Genomic DNA, 15475 nt, shown 5'->3' with positions numbered 1-15475 from the left:
GGGGTGTCGGGGAGGAGGCGGCGCACGACCACGCGGTCGCCGACCGCCACCTCGTCGGAGCGGAAGATACCCATCTAGTGCCCGAAGGGGTCCTCGTCCTCGCCCGGCATCCAGGTGAGGCCGGGTTCGGTCCACCCGTTGGCCTTGATGGTCTTCTTCGCCTGGCGGCGGAAACGGCCGATGAGGACGTCGGTGTAGAGGAAGCCGTCGAGGTGGCCGACCTCGTGCTGGAGACAGCGGGCGAAGAAGCCGGTGCCCTCCACCTCGATCTCGTTGCCCTCGGCGTCGAGGCCGGTGACCTTCGCCCAGTCGGCGCGGCCGGTGGGCCAGCCCTCACCGGGGACGGAGAGGCAGCCCTCGTCCTCGGAGCCGTCGTCGGCGGGCATGGTCTCGGGGATCTCGGAGGTCTCCAGCACGGGGTTGATCACGCAGCCCTTGTGCCGGACACCGTCGTCATCGGGGCAGTCGTACACGAACAGTCGCTTGCCCACGCCCACCTGGTTCGCCGCCAACCCCACTCCGTTGGCCGCGTCCATCGTCTCGTACATGTCGGCGATGAGGGTCTGGATCTCCTCGCCCGGGATGTCCGCGGGGTCGACGGGGCTGGTGGGGTTGTGCAGCACGGGGTCGCCGTGGATCACAATCGGTCGGATCGTCATGGCCTACAGTTTAGGCATGTCCGACCTGAGTGAATCCGATGCCCGTCTCCTCGACTTCGAGGAGCGCGCCCCGCGTTCGGCCGGCGCGAAGGAGGAACTCATCCGCGCCGAGCTCGGGATGAGCCCGGTCCGCTACTATCAGCGCCTCAATCTGCTCATCGACGTCCCCGCCGCCATGGCCTCCCACCCGGTGCTCATGGCCCGGCTGCGTCGCATCCGCGACAGGCGGGCCGAGGAACGTCGGCAAGCGCAGGGCGAGAGACTAGAGTGACTACTGTGACCAATGTGAATCCGGAGAATCAGTCCAGTTCGGGACTCCCGCTGCGCGGGCTGGCGATGGTGCTCATCGCCGTCGCCGTCCTGCTGGCGATGTGGGGCCTCTACGCCTCGACACAGACCTCGTCGGACACCGCCGACGGCGCGGGCATCGCCGGCAGCGCCACCTCCGCGGAGACCGCGACCGTGGCCACCGAATCCGGCCGGGACGGCCAGTCCGCCTCCCCGGAGACGGACGCAGAGGCCGACGCTGCCGACGCCGCGGAGACCGCGGCGCGGGAGGAGGGGGACGTCGACAAGCCGCAGCCCCCGGCGGCACCCCCGGCCCCCGCCCCGGAGCCGGAGCGCCTCAACGTGCTCAACAACTCGACCGTGCCGAACCTGGCCGCGAACGTCGCGGACCGCCTGCGTGAGGACGGTTTCCAGGTCGGCGAGGTGGGCAACCTGCCGGACCACATCCTCCCGGAGACCACCGTCTTCTTCCAGCCCGGCAACGCCCCCGCAGAACAGCGGGCCCGCGAACTCGCCGACCGCCTGGGCGGCGTCGCCCGCGAATATGAGGGCTTCCTCCCCGAGACCACCGCCGGTCGCAACGACCTGACCCTGGTGCTGGTCAACGAGGTGGCGCTGTAATGGGCCCGGGGACCGGCATCGAGCCGATCCCGTTCCGCCGCTCGCCGCAGCCGACGCTCGGCGTCGAGTGGGAGATCGCGCTCATCGACCCCGAGACCCGCGACCTCGCGCCCAAGGCCGTCGAGGTCATCGACCTCGTCCGGGCCCGCCACCCCGAGGTGCACCTGGAGAAGGAGTTCCTGCAGAACACCGTCGAACTGGTCACGGGCATCCACGACACCGTGCCGCAGGCCGTCGCGGAACTCAGCCACGGCCTGGCCGTGGTGAAGGAGGCGGCCGCCGAACTCGGCCTGTGCCTGTGGTCCTCCGGATCACACCCCTTCTCGGACTGGCGCAAGAACCCGGTCAGCGCGAAGATGGCCTACGCCGAGATCATCGAACGCACCCGCTACTGGGGTTCGCAGATGCTCATCTGGGGCATCCACGTCCACGTCGGCATCAGCCACGAGGAACGCGTGTGGCCGATCATCAACGCCCTCATGACGAAGTACCCGCACCTGCTGGCACTGACCGCGTCATCGCCGGGCTGGGACGGACTGGACACGGGCTACGCCTCCAACCGCACGATGCTCTACCAGCAGCTGCCCACCGCCGGCCTGCCCTTCCAGTTCCGGAACTGGGCCGAGTGGGAGTCCTACATGCACGACCAGGGCATCTCGGGCGTGATCAACCACACCGGGTCGATGCACTTCGACATCCGCCCCGCCCCGAAGTGGGGCACCGTCGAGGTGCGGGTCTCGGACGCCACCTCCAACCTGCGGGAACTGGCCGCCGTCGTGGCCCTCACGCACTGCCTGGTCGTCCACTACGACCGCATGATCGACCGTGGTGAGGAACTGCCGGTCCTGCAGCCCTGGCACGTCGCCGAGAACAAGTGGCGCGCCGCCCGCTACGGGCTGGAGGCGCTGGTGATCACCAGCCGCGACACCGATGAGCGCTGGGTCACCCAGGAGCTCGCGGAGCTTGTCGACGAACTCTCGCCCCTGGCCACCGAACTGGGCTGCCTCGACGAGCTGCACCTGGTGTCCGAGATCCTCGAACGCGGCGCCGGCTACCAGCGTCAGCGTCGTATCCACGACGTCACCGGCAGCTGGATCCCCGTCATCGACGCCACCTGCCGGGAGATGGAGGAGATGGTCCCCGATGCCTGACGTGGTGAACGTCGTCCTCGTCCACTCCACCGGGCAGCTTCCCGACGTGTGGACCGGGGTGGTCCGTGCCCTGCCCGCCGGGTGGAAGCCGTGGCTGCCCAACCTCAGTGTGCAGACCCTCGAGCAGTACCTGGACAAGCAGGAGCTGCGCCGGGTGGTGCTCGTCGGGCACGGCACCGGCGCCCTGGCAGCGGCGCGCCTGGCACGGGAGCAGCCGCAGCGGATCACCCACGCGGTGCTGTCCCTGCCGGAGACACCCCGCCTGGTGCCGCGTTTCCTGCGGCGTCGGCAGGAGGAGGCACTGGACACCCCGGTGCCCACGCTGCGCACCGCCACCGGCCCCGGACAGCCGGAGCAGCTGGTCGCGGAGATCAGCTCCCTCCTCGCCGACTGACGCTCAGCGGCGGCGCAGCGAACGCTCGGCGGGGGCGTCGTTACGCGACATGTGCTCCGGGTCGCCGTAGAGACCCTCACGGCGCGAGACACGGCCCAGGCGCTGGGCGGTGACCGGGGAGGTCATGCCCGCGAAGATGACCAGCAGAAGGAGAATACCCAGGTCACCGCGCTGGGCGATCCCCAGGTCAGGGGAACCGGTGACCTTGAGCAGCGCCCCGAGGATCGTGAGGATCAGGCCGGTGGTCTGCGGCTTCGTGATGGCGTGGATGCGCGCCATCGTGTCCCGGAAACGGACGACACCGACCGCCGCCGAGAACACCAGGAACGAACCGGTGATGATGAGGATGAGCGAGACGACGTCCGCGAACAGTTGGTAGGTCATGGCTTAGCTCCCGTCCCTCTTGCGGAAACGCGCGACGGCCACCGAGGCGATGAAACCGAGCAGCGCGATGACGAGCATGGCGTTGGCGACGGTCGTGTCGAGCGTCCAGCAGATGTAGGTGGCCAGCGCACACTGGAGCATGGCGACGAAACCGTCGAGCCCCAGCATGCGGTCCATCGAGTTGGGTCCGACGACGATCCGCCACGTCATGATGATGAAGGACAGGGCGAAGAACGCCGCGGGGATGAGCAGCAGATTCGTGTAGAGGTCAGGGCTCATGGTCACTTCCTCTCGAAGATGCGGATCATGCGGCGCTCGAGCGTGGCGATGGTCTCCAGCTCGTGGGCCAGCGCCTCCTCGGTGCCGGCGTCGAGCAGGTGGACCGTCCACATGCGGTTGGCGATGTCGATGTCACTGACCGAACCACCCGGCTGCAGGTTGTACAGCACGGTGGCGAAGGAAAGGACCAGCTCATTGGACACCCGCATGGGCACCCGCACGATGGCGGACTTCGGCGGGTCGGCGGGCCGCAGCGCCAGCCACGCCACCTTGGTGGAGGCGACCGCGAGGTCCCGGAACCAGGTGAGCATGTGGACGAACAGCAGCCACCAGTTGACGCTCAGACCGGCGATCGGCATGGCCGGCAGCGGCAGGCCGAAGACGATGAGGCAGCCCACGAGCAGGCCGCCGATGAGGTTGGCCCAGGTGATCTCGCCCATGAGCAGGCACCACATGAGGGTGATCCAGACGATGAACCACGGGCGGAAACGACGACGGAGTCCGGCGATCACGGCTGCTCCTCCTCGGTGGTGGTCTCTGTGGCGGTATCGGTGGTGGTCTCGACGGCGGGCTGCGGCTCCGGGAGCAGGTGGTCGCGGTTGCGCAGGGTGTCGGAGCCATCGTCCAGGCGCCGCTGCTGGAGCGTGCGGCCCGGGTCGTCGGCGGTGGTGCCCAGCACCGCGGTGCGGTAGATGCTGATGTCCTGGGCCGACTCGGCGGCCCGTCCGGTGACGCCGGCGATGGGGCCGGCCAGCACGGTCACGGCCAGCGACGCCGCGATGAGCGTCGCGGTGGAGGCGACCATGCCGACGGGCATGCGGCCGACGTCGTCACGCTCGACGAACTGGACCTCGTCGGTGACCTCGGCGAGCGGCGCCGGGCGGGCCATGGCGACGTGGCCCTCGGGGGCGTCCTTGCGGTCGCGCCAGAAGCCCTTGGACCAGACGAGCACCATGACGTAGAGGGTGAGCAGCGAGGTGACCACCGCGCCGCCGATGAGCAGCCACGGCATGAAGCCGCCCTCGTTGGCGCCGGCCTCCAGGAGGATGATCTTGCCCAGGAAGCCGGAGAACGGCGGGATGCCGCCCAGGTTGACCGCCGGGATGAAGTAGAGCAGCGCGATGACCGGTGCGGTGTAGGCCAGGGACCCGAGGCGACGCAGCGAGGACGTGCCCGCCTGCCGCTCGATGAGGCCGACCACCAGGAACAGCGCGGTCTGCACGAGGATGTGGTGCACGGCGTAGAAGATCGCGCCGGACAGGCCCTGGGCGGAGCCCAGCGCGATGCCGAAGATCATGTAGCCGATGTGGCTGACCAGTGTGAAGGACAGGAGTCGTTTGATGTCGTTCTGCGCCATCGCACCGAGGATGCCCACGATCATCGTCGCCAGGGCCACCCACATGAGCAGCCCGTCGAGGGAGCCGTCGGTGAACACCACCGAACGCATGCGGATGATCGAGTACACGCCGACCTTGGTCAGCAGGCCCGCGAACACGGCGGTGACCAGCGACGGGGCGGTGGGGTAGGAGTCGGGCAGCCAGGCGTCCAGCGGGAAGACCGCCGCCTTGATGCCGAACGCGACGAGCAGGGTGCCGAAGATGGCGGCCCGCGCGCCGGTCGGGACGTCCTCCATGCGCATGCCGATCTGGGCGAGGTTCACCGTGCCGACCGCCGCGTAGACGCCGGCCAGCGCGAAGAGGAACACCATCGACGAGACCATCGACACCATGACGTAGGAGACGCCGGCACGTACGCGTGAGGGTGAGGCACCGAGGGTGAGCAGCACGTAGGAGGCGACGAGGAAGACCTCGAAACCGACGTAGAGGTTGAACAGGTCACCGGCCAGGAAGGACATGTTCACGCCCATGCTCAGGAGCATGTAGGTGGGCAGGAACACGGCGACCGGCTCGTCCTTGCCGCCGTCGCGCACACCCTGGCTGATGGCGTACCACATGACGCAGAACAGGACGACGGAGGAGACGGTGAGCATCACCGTCGACAGGCGGTCGGCGACGAGGGTGATGCCCACGGGGGCGTCCCACCCGCCGAGCTGCACCGTCTGGATGCCCTCCATGTCGACGACGATGATCATCGACGCCGCGAGCACACCCAGCACCAGCAGCGTGCCCAGCGCGAGGATGCGCTGGATGCGGGGGTGCCGTCCGGCGAGCAGCGCCAGGGCCGCCGCCACCGCCGGCAGGATCACCGGCAGCGGGATGAGGAAAGGCATGAGCGGCAGGAGCGTGTCCACGAAGGGGGTGAGGGTCTCAGTCATCGATCTCACCCTTCACCGGGGCCTCGAAGGAGCGCAGTCCGAAGGTGTCTCCCTCGGAGGTGACGCGGCCGGTGTCCGGGTCGTCGGAGGCGTCGTGGTCGGGCGCCGCACTCGCCGTGGCGGGGCGGGCCGCGATGGCGGCGTCCTCGATGTCGTCCTCGATGACGTCGGCGGTGCGGTAGCGGTACTGACGGTAGGCCAGCGTGAGGATGAACGCCGTCATGGCCATCGCGATGACGATCGCCGTGAGGATCATCGCCTGCGCCAGCGGGTCGGCCAGGGCCTCGCCGTAGAACAGGGACTCGCGCCCCATGATCGGCGGGGAGCCGGCGGGGCCACCGGCCTGCAGGATGAGCAGGTTGGCGCCGTTGCCGATGAGCATCAGCCCCAGCATCATCTTCGTCATCGCACGGTCGAGCACGAGGTACACGCCCGCGGAGACCATGGTGCCTGCCGCCAGCAGCAGGAAGAGGTTCGCGACCATTTACTTCTCTCCTTCGCTTGTCGACGCCGCCTGGGTCGTCATCGTCCGGCGCCGCTCCGCGGCGCGTGCCATCGACCGGGCACGGTCGCGGGCGCGCTGCTTACGCATCTCCTCCTCGAGGTCGAGCTGACCACCGAGGGAGGAGAGGATGTGCATCATGAGGCCGACGACGATGAGGTAGACGCCGGCGTCGAAAAGCAGTGCCGACGGCAGCGACATGGAACCGATCAACGGCAGATCAACCGAGTCGTACCACGACGTCAGCGGCGGGTGGCCGAGGAACATCGGCCAGATCGCCGCCGCGGCGGAGAGGAACAGGCCGGTGCCGAGGATACGGCCGGCGTCGACCGGCAGTGCCTCCTCGAGTTCGGCGCGGCCGCCCGCGATGTAGCGCAGCGTGAACGCGAGCGCGGCGACGAGGCCACCCGCGAAGCCGCCGCCGGGGCCGTTGTGGCCGGCGAAGAAGAAGTACAGCGAGAGCACCATCATCGAGGGGAAGAGGATGCGCGTCGCGACGTCCACCATGAGGGAACGGTTCTGGGCACGCTCGGTCTCCACGCCCGCGGCCAGCCAACGGCGGCCGGTGACCGTGAGGGTCGGACGGCGGGAGACGCGGCTGAAGGAACGGGTGCGGTAGATGAGCGAGGCCACGCCGGTCGCCGCGATGACGAGCACCGAGATCTCACCGAAGGTGTCCCAGGCACGCAGGTCGACGAGCAGCACGTTGACGGCGTTGGCGCCGTGGCCGATGTCCATGGCCAGGTCCGGCATGTGCTGCGAGATCGGGTCGTGGGTGCGGGCGTTGATGGCGAACATCGTCACGACCGTCACCGACAGTCCCACCGCGACCGACAGCCACGCGCGGACGCGGTTCGCCTTGGGGGACTGGGTCCACTCCGTCGAGGTCGGCAGCTTACGCAGCACGAGCATGAAGATGACCATGAGGACCGTCTCCACCAGCGTCTGGGTGAGGGCCAGGTCGGGGGCGCCGTGCATCGCGAAGATGACGGCCAGGGCGTAACCGGTCACGCCGACGAGGATGACGCCGGAGAGGCGGTTGTCCATGCGGGTGGCCGCGATGGCGGCGACGATGATGATGCCCGACGCCAGCGCCTGCCACGGGGAGTCCCACAGGACCATCCGCACATCCGGGCGGTCACCCAGGACCAGCGCGACCATCGGCAGGGAGATGAGCACCGCGAAGATGATGCCCAGGTTGACCGCCAGGGAACCACGCTGGGTCGAGGCCGTCAGGCGCAGGGAGGCGGTGCGGAGGAAATCGAGGACCGAGTCGTAGGCGGCGTCCGCGGAGCCCAGGGCGGGCTCCTCGAACTGCGCCTTCGCGATGACCTCGCGCTGCCAGTGCATGACCACACCACCGAGGATGATGAACGCGGACAGCGCCAACGGGACCGTCAGACCGTGCCACAGGGCCAGCTGGCCGCCGGACTCGCCCGGGGCCAGGGGGAAGACGTTGTCCAGGTGCGCGGTGATCGCACCCGACAGGGGCCGCGGGTACAGGCCCAGCCCGACGGTCAGTGCGGTGAGCACGAGCGGGGCGAGCCACAGGCGCGGCCCGATCGGGGTCATGCGGGACACGGCCTCCGCCTCGCCGCCCCCGGTCGCGTGGACCTCCCGCTTGGTGGCGAAGGCGCCGTGCAGGAACCGCAGTGAGTAGGCCATGGTGAGCACGGAGCCCAGGACCATCGCCACGAGCATCATGTTCCGCGGCATGCCGATGAGCAGCTCCTCGTTCATCACCGCCTCGAGGACGGACTCCTTCGCGACGAAACCGAACAGCGGCGGCACACCCGCCATCGACAGCGCCGACAGCACCGCCAGCCCCGCGATGAACGGCTGCCTCCGGCCCAGACCGGAGAGCTCCCGGATGTCACGGGTACCGGTGGTGTGGTCGATGGCGCCGACGATCATGAACAGGGTCGCCTTGAACAGCGAGTGCGCGAACGTCAGCGCCAGACCGGCGAGCATCGCCTCCCGCGAACCGATCGCCACCGTCGCGGTGATGAAGCCCAGCTGCGACACCGTGCCGTACGCGAGGACCAGCTTGAGGTCCTTCTGGCGCAGCGCCATCCAGCCGGCCATGAGCATGGTCATCAGCCCGAGCGGGATGACCACCAGGTGCCACGTGGTCACCACGTTGAAGTCCGGCGCGAGGCGGGCCACCAGGTAGATGCCCGCCTTCACCATCGCCGCGGAGTGCAGGTAGGCGGACACCGGGGTGGGGGCGGCCATCGCGCCGGGCAGCCAGAAGTGGCCGGGGGCGATGGCGGACTTGCTCAGCGCACCCGCCAGGATGAGGACGATGGCTGCCGTGATGTACGGCGTGGTCTGCACCTCCGTGAAGGTGGCGATCCCGGACAGGCTCCACACCCCCGTCTGCCGGCCGAACAGGATGATGCCCACCAGCATCGACAGTCCACCGAGCGTGGTCACCATGAGTGCCTGGCTGGCGGAGCGTCGCGACGACGCACGCTCGCCGTAGTAGCCCACCAGCAGGAAGGAGAGCACCGAGGTGATCTCCCAGAAGATGTACATCAGCAGCAGGTTGTCCGAGGTCACCAGGCCGAACATGGCCATGGCGAAGGCCGCCATCTGGGAGCCGAACACCGCGAGACGCCGGGGATTCGAGTCGAAGTAGCCCCAGCAGTAGAACAGCACCAGCGCGCCGACACCGAGGATGATCAGGCTGAACAGGCCCGCCAGGGAGTCCATCCGGAACTCCAGGTCCAGGTGCGCGGCCGTCATCCACTCCATGGAGAAGTGCAGCGCCCCACCGTCGGCGAAGCGACCGGAGGTGAACAGCGACAGGACCCAGAAGAAGCCGACGGCCGGCACGGTCGCGAGCATCGCGAAGGCGGACCGGCCGAGTGACCGTATGAGAACGGGGGCGACCAGCGAGGTGATGGTCAGGGCGGCTAGAAGTAACAGCACGTGGGCGATGTTCCCTTTCGCGTGGAGCGGACAGGACACGGGTCAAGGCGAAAACCGCGGAGCCGTGGTTGTCGTCGCCAACGTGCGTGCTGCCCCCAGCGGCAGTTGCCCCCTGTATCCCCGCCGGGTGTGGTGGCGGGCAGACGAGAGAAGTGAGAGCACTGAGAAACACCCAAGATTGAGGCGGCGTCGATTCAGGCGGCGCGGCCAACGAGAACACAGTCTAACCGATACCTTTATATAAGGGTGTGTTGCGCCCTGACGGGGGCACCTTGTTCACGGGTCCACAAAGGTGGGGGCCGGAAAGAGCAGAAGTGCGGAACCTGTGTTCAGGTTCCGCACTTCTCAGCTACTCGTAGCAGGGGCAGGTGCATGTCACCGCCTCTCCGTGTCGGGGCAGTGGGTGGACTAGCCGTAGATGCGCTGTGCACCGGAGGCCAGGGCGGCGGCGATGGAGGCCTCGTTGGTGGCCCCGAAGCCCATGGCCCAGGCGGTGCGGTTCTCGTTGTTCTGGTGGGCGACCTTGACGAAGGTGATGGTGGCCTCGTACAGCTCGGTCTGGTGGAAGGCCATGATCTCGACGTGGCGACCGGCGTCAGCCAGCAGGTGGGACGCGGCGGAGGTCGGGCCCATGGCGGTGATGTCGTGGGTGGAGGTGATCGGCTGCTCCGTCTTGGAGGTGCGGATCATCTCGGCGGTGTAGTGCTGCTGGCCACCACGGCCACGGGACGCCTCCATGTGGGAGATGCGGATGTCAGCGGCGGGAGCGTAGGTGGCGATGAACAGCGGCCAGGCCATGCCGGCGGCCTCATCACGCATACCACGGGGCAGACGGTGGCCGTTGCCGAAACGCGTGGTGAACGGATCCTGCTTGATGTCAGCGGAAGCGTAGGTGGAGGTGGTGACGGGTGCAGAAATGGTGTTGAACATTATTCGGTCCTCTAAAGGGTCTTCGAAAGGAAGGTTGATTTAAGTGGACCGACTCTTCAGCGGCGAAAAAAGCTTAACGACTACTACCCCAGGGTGCGGGGAGTCAGTCCCTAGCCCGCACTGGGGTTCGTAGCCTCGGCTACTAGCTGAAGATCGATGTTGGTGTACGTCACGATTGCGAGTGTATGACCCACGGCACCCTCTTTGCAACCCGTTCACCGAATTTAACTTGGTGTTCACCCCCAAGTTTCCATGTCAACCGCGCCAGGCCTGCAGGAACGCTGCTTCTGCGACGGCGACGTTGATGATCTCCGTGGGGTCCACGGACTCGTCAGGGGAGTGGATGGTGCACTGCGGCTCCTCCACCCCGAAGAGCGCGATCTCCGCCTCCGGGAACGTCTCCTGCAGGGCGAGGGTCAGCGGGATGGAGCCGCCGGAACCGAGCGTCACGGCGTCGTCGGCACCGTAGGCGTTCGCCAGGCAGCGGCGCAGGACGGCGAGGGCGGGGCCGGAGGGATCGGTGGAGAAGGGCTGGTTCTTCTCCTGCACGTCGATGTCGATGTGCGCGCCCCACGGGGTGTGCGCCCGGAGGTGGGCGACGAGCTTGTCCATCACGTCGTCGGCGTCGAGTCCTGCCGGCACACGCACGTTGAGCTTGGCCTGCGCGGTGGCGGGCACGGCGTTGACGGCCTCCGCGACGGATGTCGAGGTGAAGCCGGTGACGGTGATCGCCGGACGGGCCCACACCATGTCGGCGGGGGCGTCGCTCCTGGTGCCCATGATCTGCGTGCCCTCGAGCATGCCGGCGTCACGGCGGAAGTCCTCCGGCAGGTAGGGCTCGCCCTCCCAGGTCCGCAGGTGGTCGACGCCGTCGATGACGGTGCGGCCGTGTTCGTCACGCAGCGAGTCCAGGATGCGGACCAGGGCGGCGACGGCATCCGGGGCGGCGCCGCCGAAGCTGCCCGAGTGCAGCGGGGTCCGCAGCGTGTCCACGGTGACCACCACCTGGCCACCGCCGCGCAGGGAGGTGGTCAGCGTCGGCACGCCCACGGCGGCGTTGCCGGAGTCGGCGATGAGGATGACGTCGGCGCGGAACAGCTCCGGCTGCGTCTGCAGCAGGTGCTCCAGGCCCTCGCCGCCGCGCTCCTCGGAGCCCTCGACCAGCACGATCAGGCCCAGGTCGGTGCCGCCGAGGTCCTCCAGGGCACGCAGGGCGGCCAGGTGCATGACGAGGTTGCCCTTGCAGTCCGCGGCGCCGCGGCCGTACCAGCGGCCGTCGCGCTCGGTGAGGTCGAAGGGCGGGGAGGTCCACAGGGAGTGGTCGCCCGCGGGCACCACGTCATGGTGGGAGTAGAGGAGGACGGTGGGCATGCCTGCGGCCGCTTCCCGACGCCCGATCACCGCCGTCGAACCATCGACGGTGTCGTGGGTGGTGACGTCGAGGCCGACGTCGACAAGCGCCTGGCGGGTCCATTCGGCGGCGCCGGCGGCGTCCTCCTCGTGGCCGGGTTCGTCGTGGACGGAGTCGAAGGCGACGATCTCGGAGAGGTCGCGGAAGATGCGCTCGCGCTGTCCTTCTATATGGGTACGCAGAGCAGTGAGGTCGGAGCTGATGTTCATAAGGTCGGAGTGTACGTACTTCCATCCCAGTCACGTATTGCTTTCCGACTGGCACTAAAGTCAGGAAGGCAATTCAGCACACGCCCCTTTTCGATGATGCCGGAGCAGCAGATGACGCAGGGATTCACTCCGTATTCCGGAGGTACATACGGCAAGCCCCCGGGAGACTCCCCCGGGCCGGGAGCGGGATCGCCCTACGGCCCCACCACGGGAGGTTCCTTCCCGGTGACGGCTGCCCCGCGGACGCGCACCGCCTCCTCGCAACCGGTGCTCCACCTGCTCCCGAGCCTGCTGGCCGGCGTCATCGGGCTCGGCCTCAACGCTTTCCTCCAGTTCGGCGACCACGTCGCGACGGACACCTCCTGGGGTGTCATCGCGGTCGCCGCCTGGGTGATCGCGGGCATCATCGGTGTCTCGGCGCTGGGCTGGTACTTCGCGGAGGTCAACAAGCGGCGGGGGCAGGGCTTCTACTCCGTCGTCGGGTGGAAGAACCTCGTCGCCTGGCTGACCTACGCCGTCCTGCTGATCGCCGTGGTGTGGTCGGCCTTCAACTTCGCACAGTGGGTGGGTAAATGGTGATGAGGAACGGACTCCGTGCGACCGCACTCGGCGCCCTGACCGGACTGGTCGGGGCGTTCGCTGCGCCCACCGCCCCGGCCCAGGACATGCCCGGCGAGTCCGGGAACCTCAACCGGGCCGGCGCCTGCATCGCGGAACGCGGTGCCCTCGACGTGATCATCATGATCGACGAGACCGAGAGCCTCATCCACGAGGCCCGGGACGGTTCCGTGAATCCGGACGCCCCGGGCGCCGACGTCGAGGGACACCGCGTCCCCGCCGCCCAGAGCTTCGTCGACGAGCTCGTGGCCAAGCAGCGCGACGAGGCCCTGGACACCCGGGTGCGCGTCGCCGGCTTCGGCCAGGACTACAAGTCCGGGGCGACCGACCCGGACAACTACGGCGACTGGATCGTCCTCGACCAGGACTCCGCCGATGAGGCCAAGAACCAGATCGCCGCGTTCGCGGACCGCACCTCCGAGCAGTACACCAACTACGCCTCCGCACTACAGGGCGCCTACCAGGACTTCTCCCGCTCCGGCGCGGAGGACCCCTGCCGCATGGTCGTCACCTTCACCGACGGCGCACTCACCGCCGCCGAGGGTGCCGACGCCGCCGAGGCCGCCCTCTGCTCCCCGGGTGGTGTCGCGGACCGCCTGCGCGGCGCGAACATCACCAACATCGGCATCGGTCTCTCCGCCCCGCACAACCCCTCCGACTTCTCCCTCTTCCAGGGCATCACCGAGGGCACCGGCCAGCAGTGCGGCGAGCTCGCCCCGAACGGCGCCTTCTTCACCGCCGACAACGTGGGCGGGCTCTTCGCGGCGTTCCGCGAGGTGCTGGCCACCGGCGGCGAGGTCTCCGGTGAGACCCGCGCCGGGGACCCCTTCCTCTTCGTCCTCGACGACTCCATCTCGACGGTGCGTTTCACCGCCATCGCCAAGGACGACCTCGGGCCTGACGCCCACCTCGTCCTCACCGCCCCGAACGGTGACAGCATCCCGCTGCAGGACACCGGCTCCGGGGAGATCCACTCCGGCGCCGTCACCTGGTCCGCCACCACCGACCCGGTGCAGAAGGCCGACGGCACGGTCGCTCTCGTCGACGGCGGTTCCTGGGCCGGCACCTGGGCCCTGCAGTTCCAGGGATTCGACGAGGCCGCCGCCGACGGCCGCGTGTTCAACTCCGTTGAGATCCAGCCCGACCTGCAGGTCGAGTTTGTCTCCGCCGACACCGCCGCCGGGGGGCTGAACCTCCGTGACGACGAAGAACTCCACCTTCGGCTCGTCGACCGCGACGGCAACATCCGGCCCCTGCACGGTGAGGGCCGGGTGGACCTCACCTTCACCGGCACCGCCGGAGGTGACCTCGTCCTCGCCGAGGGGGCCGACATCTCCTCCGGTGAGCTCCGCCTGCCTCTCGACGGCATCGGGGAGTTCCCCGCGATCGGCACCCTGCAGGCCCGAACCACGATCACCACCCAGGGCGACGGGCAGACCCCGGGCACCCGGCTGAGCCCCATCCTCAACACCACCCAGATGACCGTCACCCAGCGCGACATGCCTCAGCTGCCCGGCAGCATCCGCTTCCGCGCAGAAGAGGAGACCGTCACCGTCGACGTCCCCGTGACCGGCCCAGGCCGCGTGTGGATCCCGGCCGGCAGCCAGGTGGACGCCTCGACCATCCCGGACGGGGTCTCCGCCATCGCGGCCGCCAGCCCCTACGACGACATCAACAATGCGCTCATCCTCGGCATGGACGAGCAGGGTGTCCTGCCGGTCGAGCTGAGCACCAGCGAACTGCGGGACGGCTTCGTCTCCGGCACGCTGCCCGTCGCCCTGAGCAACATCGAGGGCGCCAACGAGACCCTCGCCGACGTCCCGACCGAAGGTGAGCTCGCCGTCCCGATCGACAAGGCCAGCTTCGCCATCGCATTCATCATTGCGTTGGTGCTGGCCCTGCTCATTCCTCTCCTGATCCTCTACGCGGTCCGTTACTTCACCGCCCGGATACCGAAGGACCCCATGGGTGCTGTCCGTATCCCGGTCACGCTGCAGGACGGAGTCCTCCGGTACAACGGCCAGGTGCACCCCGAGATCGACCCGGTGGACGTCGGCAAGCAGCAGGTCACCGTCATCAACGGCACCCGCTTCAACGCGGACGCCTACCCGGTCGAGGTCAAACGCTTCCAGCTCAACCCCATCGCCGAGCCGGTCGCCCTGGTCCAGCAGACCCCGTCCATCAGCGGTGACGGCAAGCAGGACAAGGGGCGCGCCAAGCTGCCGCTGGCCGTGCAGAACTCGTGGTTCCTGGCCGCCAACCCGGTCGACCCCTCCACAATGGACCTCGTGGTTCTCGCCCGGCACCCCTTCGACGGCGAGGGCCAGAACATGATCCAGGACATCAGCCAGAACGCCCCGCAGCTGGCGGAACAGCTGTCCCAGCAGCTGGAGACCCCCGAGCAGTCGCCCCCGGCGGCCAGCGCCTTCGTCCCGCAGGACAGCGCGCCCGGCGCGGCCACCCCGTCCGGCTCCGGTGGGTTCGGCGGTTCCGGTGACACCGGAGGCAGCCCCACGTTCGGTGGGCCCGCGGGCGGTTTCGGATCCGGCGGCTTCGGCTCCGGCGGCTCCGAGGGGCCGGGTAGCTCCGGTGGCTCCGCAGGCCCGGGCAGTTCCGGCGGCGGTTTCGGCGGTGGTTTCGGCTCCGGCAGTCCCGGCGGTTCCGGTGGCTTCGGGTCCCGCGGCCCGGGTGGGCCCGGCGGTTTCGGCAGCTGACCCCCAAGGCCCCGTGATGCGGAGGACTGTTCGAGTTCGCCGAACCCATGCACGGGGCCTCTTCTACAGTCTTGATGTGGTGCGCCCACCCGGGCGCCGAAATAAT

The 15475-nt window shown here is 68.7% G+C and carries 15 protein-coding genes; 6 read left to right on the top strand and 9 right to left on the bottom strand.

From position 1 onward, the window contains the following. Positions 1–74: 74 nt before the first annotated feature. Positions 75–659 (bottom strand): peptide deformylase, encoded by a 585-nt coding sequence (locus GXZ33_RS11565; RefSeq protein ID WP_291341263.1) that lies wholly within the window; start codon positions 657–659, stop codon positions 75–77. On the opposite strand from GXZ33_RS11565, the gene GXZ33_RS11560 reads away from it, so the two are divergent. From GXZ33_RS11560 to GXZ33_RS11545, 4 genes are read left to right on the top strand one after another with little or no spacing between them, the layout of a single operon-like run. Further along, positions 658–930, top strand: coding sequence for a DUF3263 domain-containing protein (locus GXZ33_RS11560; protein WP_291341261.1), 273 nt, complete (start codon positions 658–660; stop codon positions 928–930). The two genes, GXZ33_RS11565 and GXZ33_RS11560, sit on opposite strands and share 2 nt — an antisense overlap. A 5-nt stretch (positions 931–935) precedes the next feature. After that, positions 936–1568, top strand: coding sequence for a LytR C-terminal domain-containing protein (locus GXZ33_RS11555; protein ID WP_291341260.1), 633 nt, complete (start codon positions 936–938; stop codon positions 1566–1568). Further along, positions 1568–2719: a glutamate--cysteine ligase gene (locus tag GXZ33_RS11550; protein ID WP_291341258.1), complete on the top strand. Its 1152-nt coding sequence runs from the start codon at positions 1568–1570 to the stop codon at positions 2717–2719. Before GXZ33_RS11555 ends, GXZ33_RS11550 begins: the two co-directional genes overlap by 1 nt. After that, complete coding sequence (locus tag GXZ33_RS11545; protein ID WP_291341255.1) at positions 2712–3113, top strand: alpha/beta hydrolase; 402 nt, start codon at positions 2712–2714, stop codon at positions 3111–3113. The genes GXZ33_RS11550 and GXZ33_RS11545 overlap by 8 nt, the downstream gene beginning before the upstream one ends. A gap of 3 nt (positions 3114–3116) precedes the next feature. Here GXZ33_RS11545 and GXZ33_RS11540 read toward each other — a convergent pair whose 3' ends face one another. From GXZ33_RS11540 to GXZ33_RS11505, 8 genes are all read right to left on the bottom strand, one after another. Continuing rightward, entirely contained in the window at positions 3117–3497 is a 381-nt protein-coding gene (locus tag GXZ33_RS11540) for a monovalent cation/H(+) antiporter subunit G (protein ID WP_291341253.1), read from the bottom strand. Between the two features lie 3 nt (positions 3498–3500). Next, positions 3501–3776 (bottom strand): monovalent cation/H+ antiporter complex subunit F, encoded by a 276-nt coding sequence (locus tag GXZ33_RS11535; protein ID WP_291341251.1) that lies wholly within the window; start codon positions 3774–3776, stop codon positions 3501–3503. 2 nt (positions 3777–3778) lie between these two features. Continuing rightward, positions 3779–4288 carry a Na+/H+ antiporter subunit E gene (locus GXZ33_RS11530; RefSeq protein WP_291341249.1) on the bottom strand — a complete coding sequence of 170 codons (510 nt, stop codon included), beginning with the start codon at positions 4286–4288 and terminating at the stop codon, positions 3779–3781. Further along, positions 4285–6051 (bottom strand): Na+/H+ antiporter subunit D, encoded by a 1767-nt coding sequence (locus GXZ33_RS11525; RefSeq protein ID WP_291341246.1) that lies wholly within the window; start codon positions 6049–6051, stop codon positions 4285–4287. The genes GXZ33_RS11530 and GXZ33_RS11525 overlap by 4 nt, the downstream gene beginning before the upstream one ends. Next, entirely contained in the window at positions 6044–6535 is a 492-nt protein-coding gene (locus tag GXZ33_RS11520) for a Na(+)/H(+) antiporter subunit C (RefSeq protein ID WP_291341244.1), read from the bottom strand. The genes GXZ33_RS11525 and GXZ33_RS11520 overlap by 8 nt, the downstream gene beginning before the upstream one ends. Further along, on the bottom strand, positions 6536–9487 hold the full coding sequence (locus GXZ33_RS11515) for a Na+/H+ antiporter subunit A (protein ID WP_291341242.1): 2952 nt from the start codon (positions 9485–9487) through the stop codon (positions 6536–6538). Between the two features lie 408 nt (positions 9488–9895). Then, on the bottom strand, positions 9896–10417 hold the full coding sequence (locus GXZ33_RS11510; RefSeq protein ID WP_291341240.1) for an acetyl-CoA acetyltransferase: 522 nt from the start codon (positions 10415–10417) through the stop codon (positions 9896–9898). Positions 10418–10672: 255 nt separating this feature from the next. Further along, the gene (locus tag GXZ33_RS11505; RefSeq protein ID WP_291341238.1) at positions 10673–12037 is read right to left on the bottom strand and encodes a dipeptidase; all 1365 of its coding nucleotides are present in this window, start codon (positions 12035–12037) and stop codon (positions 10673–10675) included. A 225-nt stretch (positions 12038–12262) separates the two neighbouring features. Between GXZ33_RS11505 and GXZ33_RS11500 the strand changes: the two genes are divergently transcribed. Continuing rightward, the gene (locus GXZ33_RS11500) at positions 12263–12616 is read left to right on the top strand and encodes a hypothetical protein (protein WP_291341236.1); all 354 of its coding nucleotides are present in this window, start codon (positions 12263–12265) and stop codon (positions 12614–12616) included. Then, the gene (locus tag GXZ33_RS11495; protein WP_291341234.1) at positions 12616–15369 is read left to right on the top strand and encodes a vWA domain-containing protein; all 2754 of its coding nucleotides are present in this window, start codon (positions 12616–12618) and stop codon (positions 15367–15369) included. Before GXZ33_RS11500 ends, GXZ33_RS11495 begins: the two co-directional genes overlap by 1 nt. Positions 15370–15475: the final 106 nt, after the last annotated feature.

Origin of the sequence: Corynebacterium sp. (assembly GCF_012838985.1) — a bacterium.
Classification (GTDB): domain Bacteria; phylum Actinomycetota; class Actinomycetes; order Mycobacteriales; family Mycobacteriaceae; genus Corynebacterium.
This window is presented reverse-complemented; position numbering and strand designations above follow the sequence as displayed.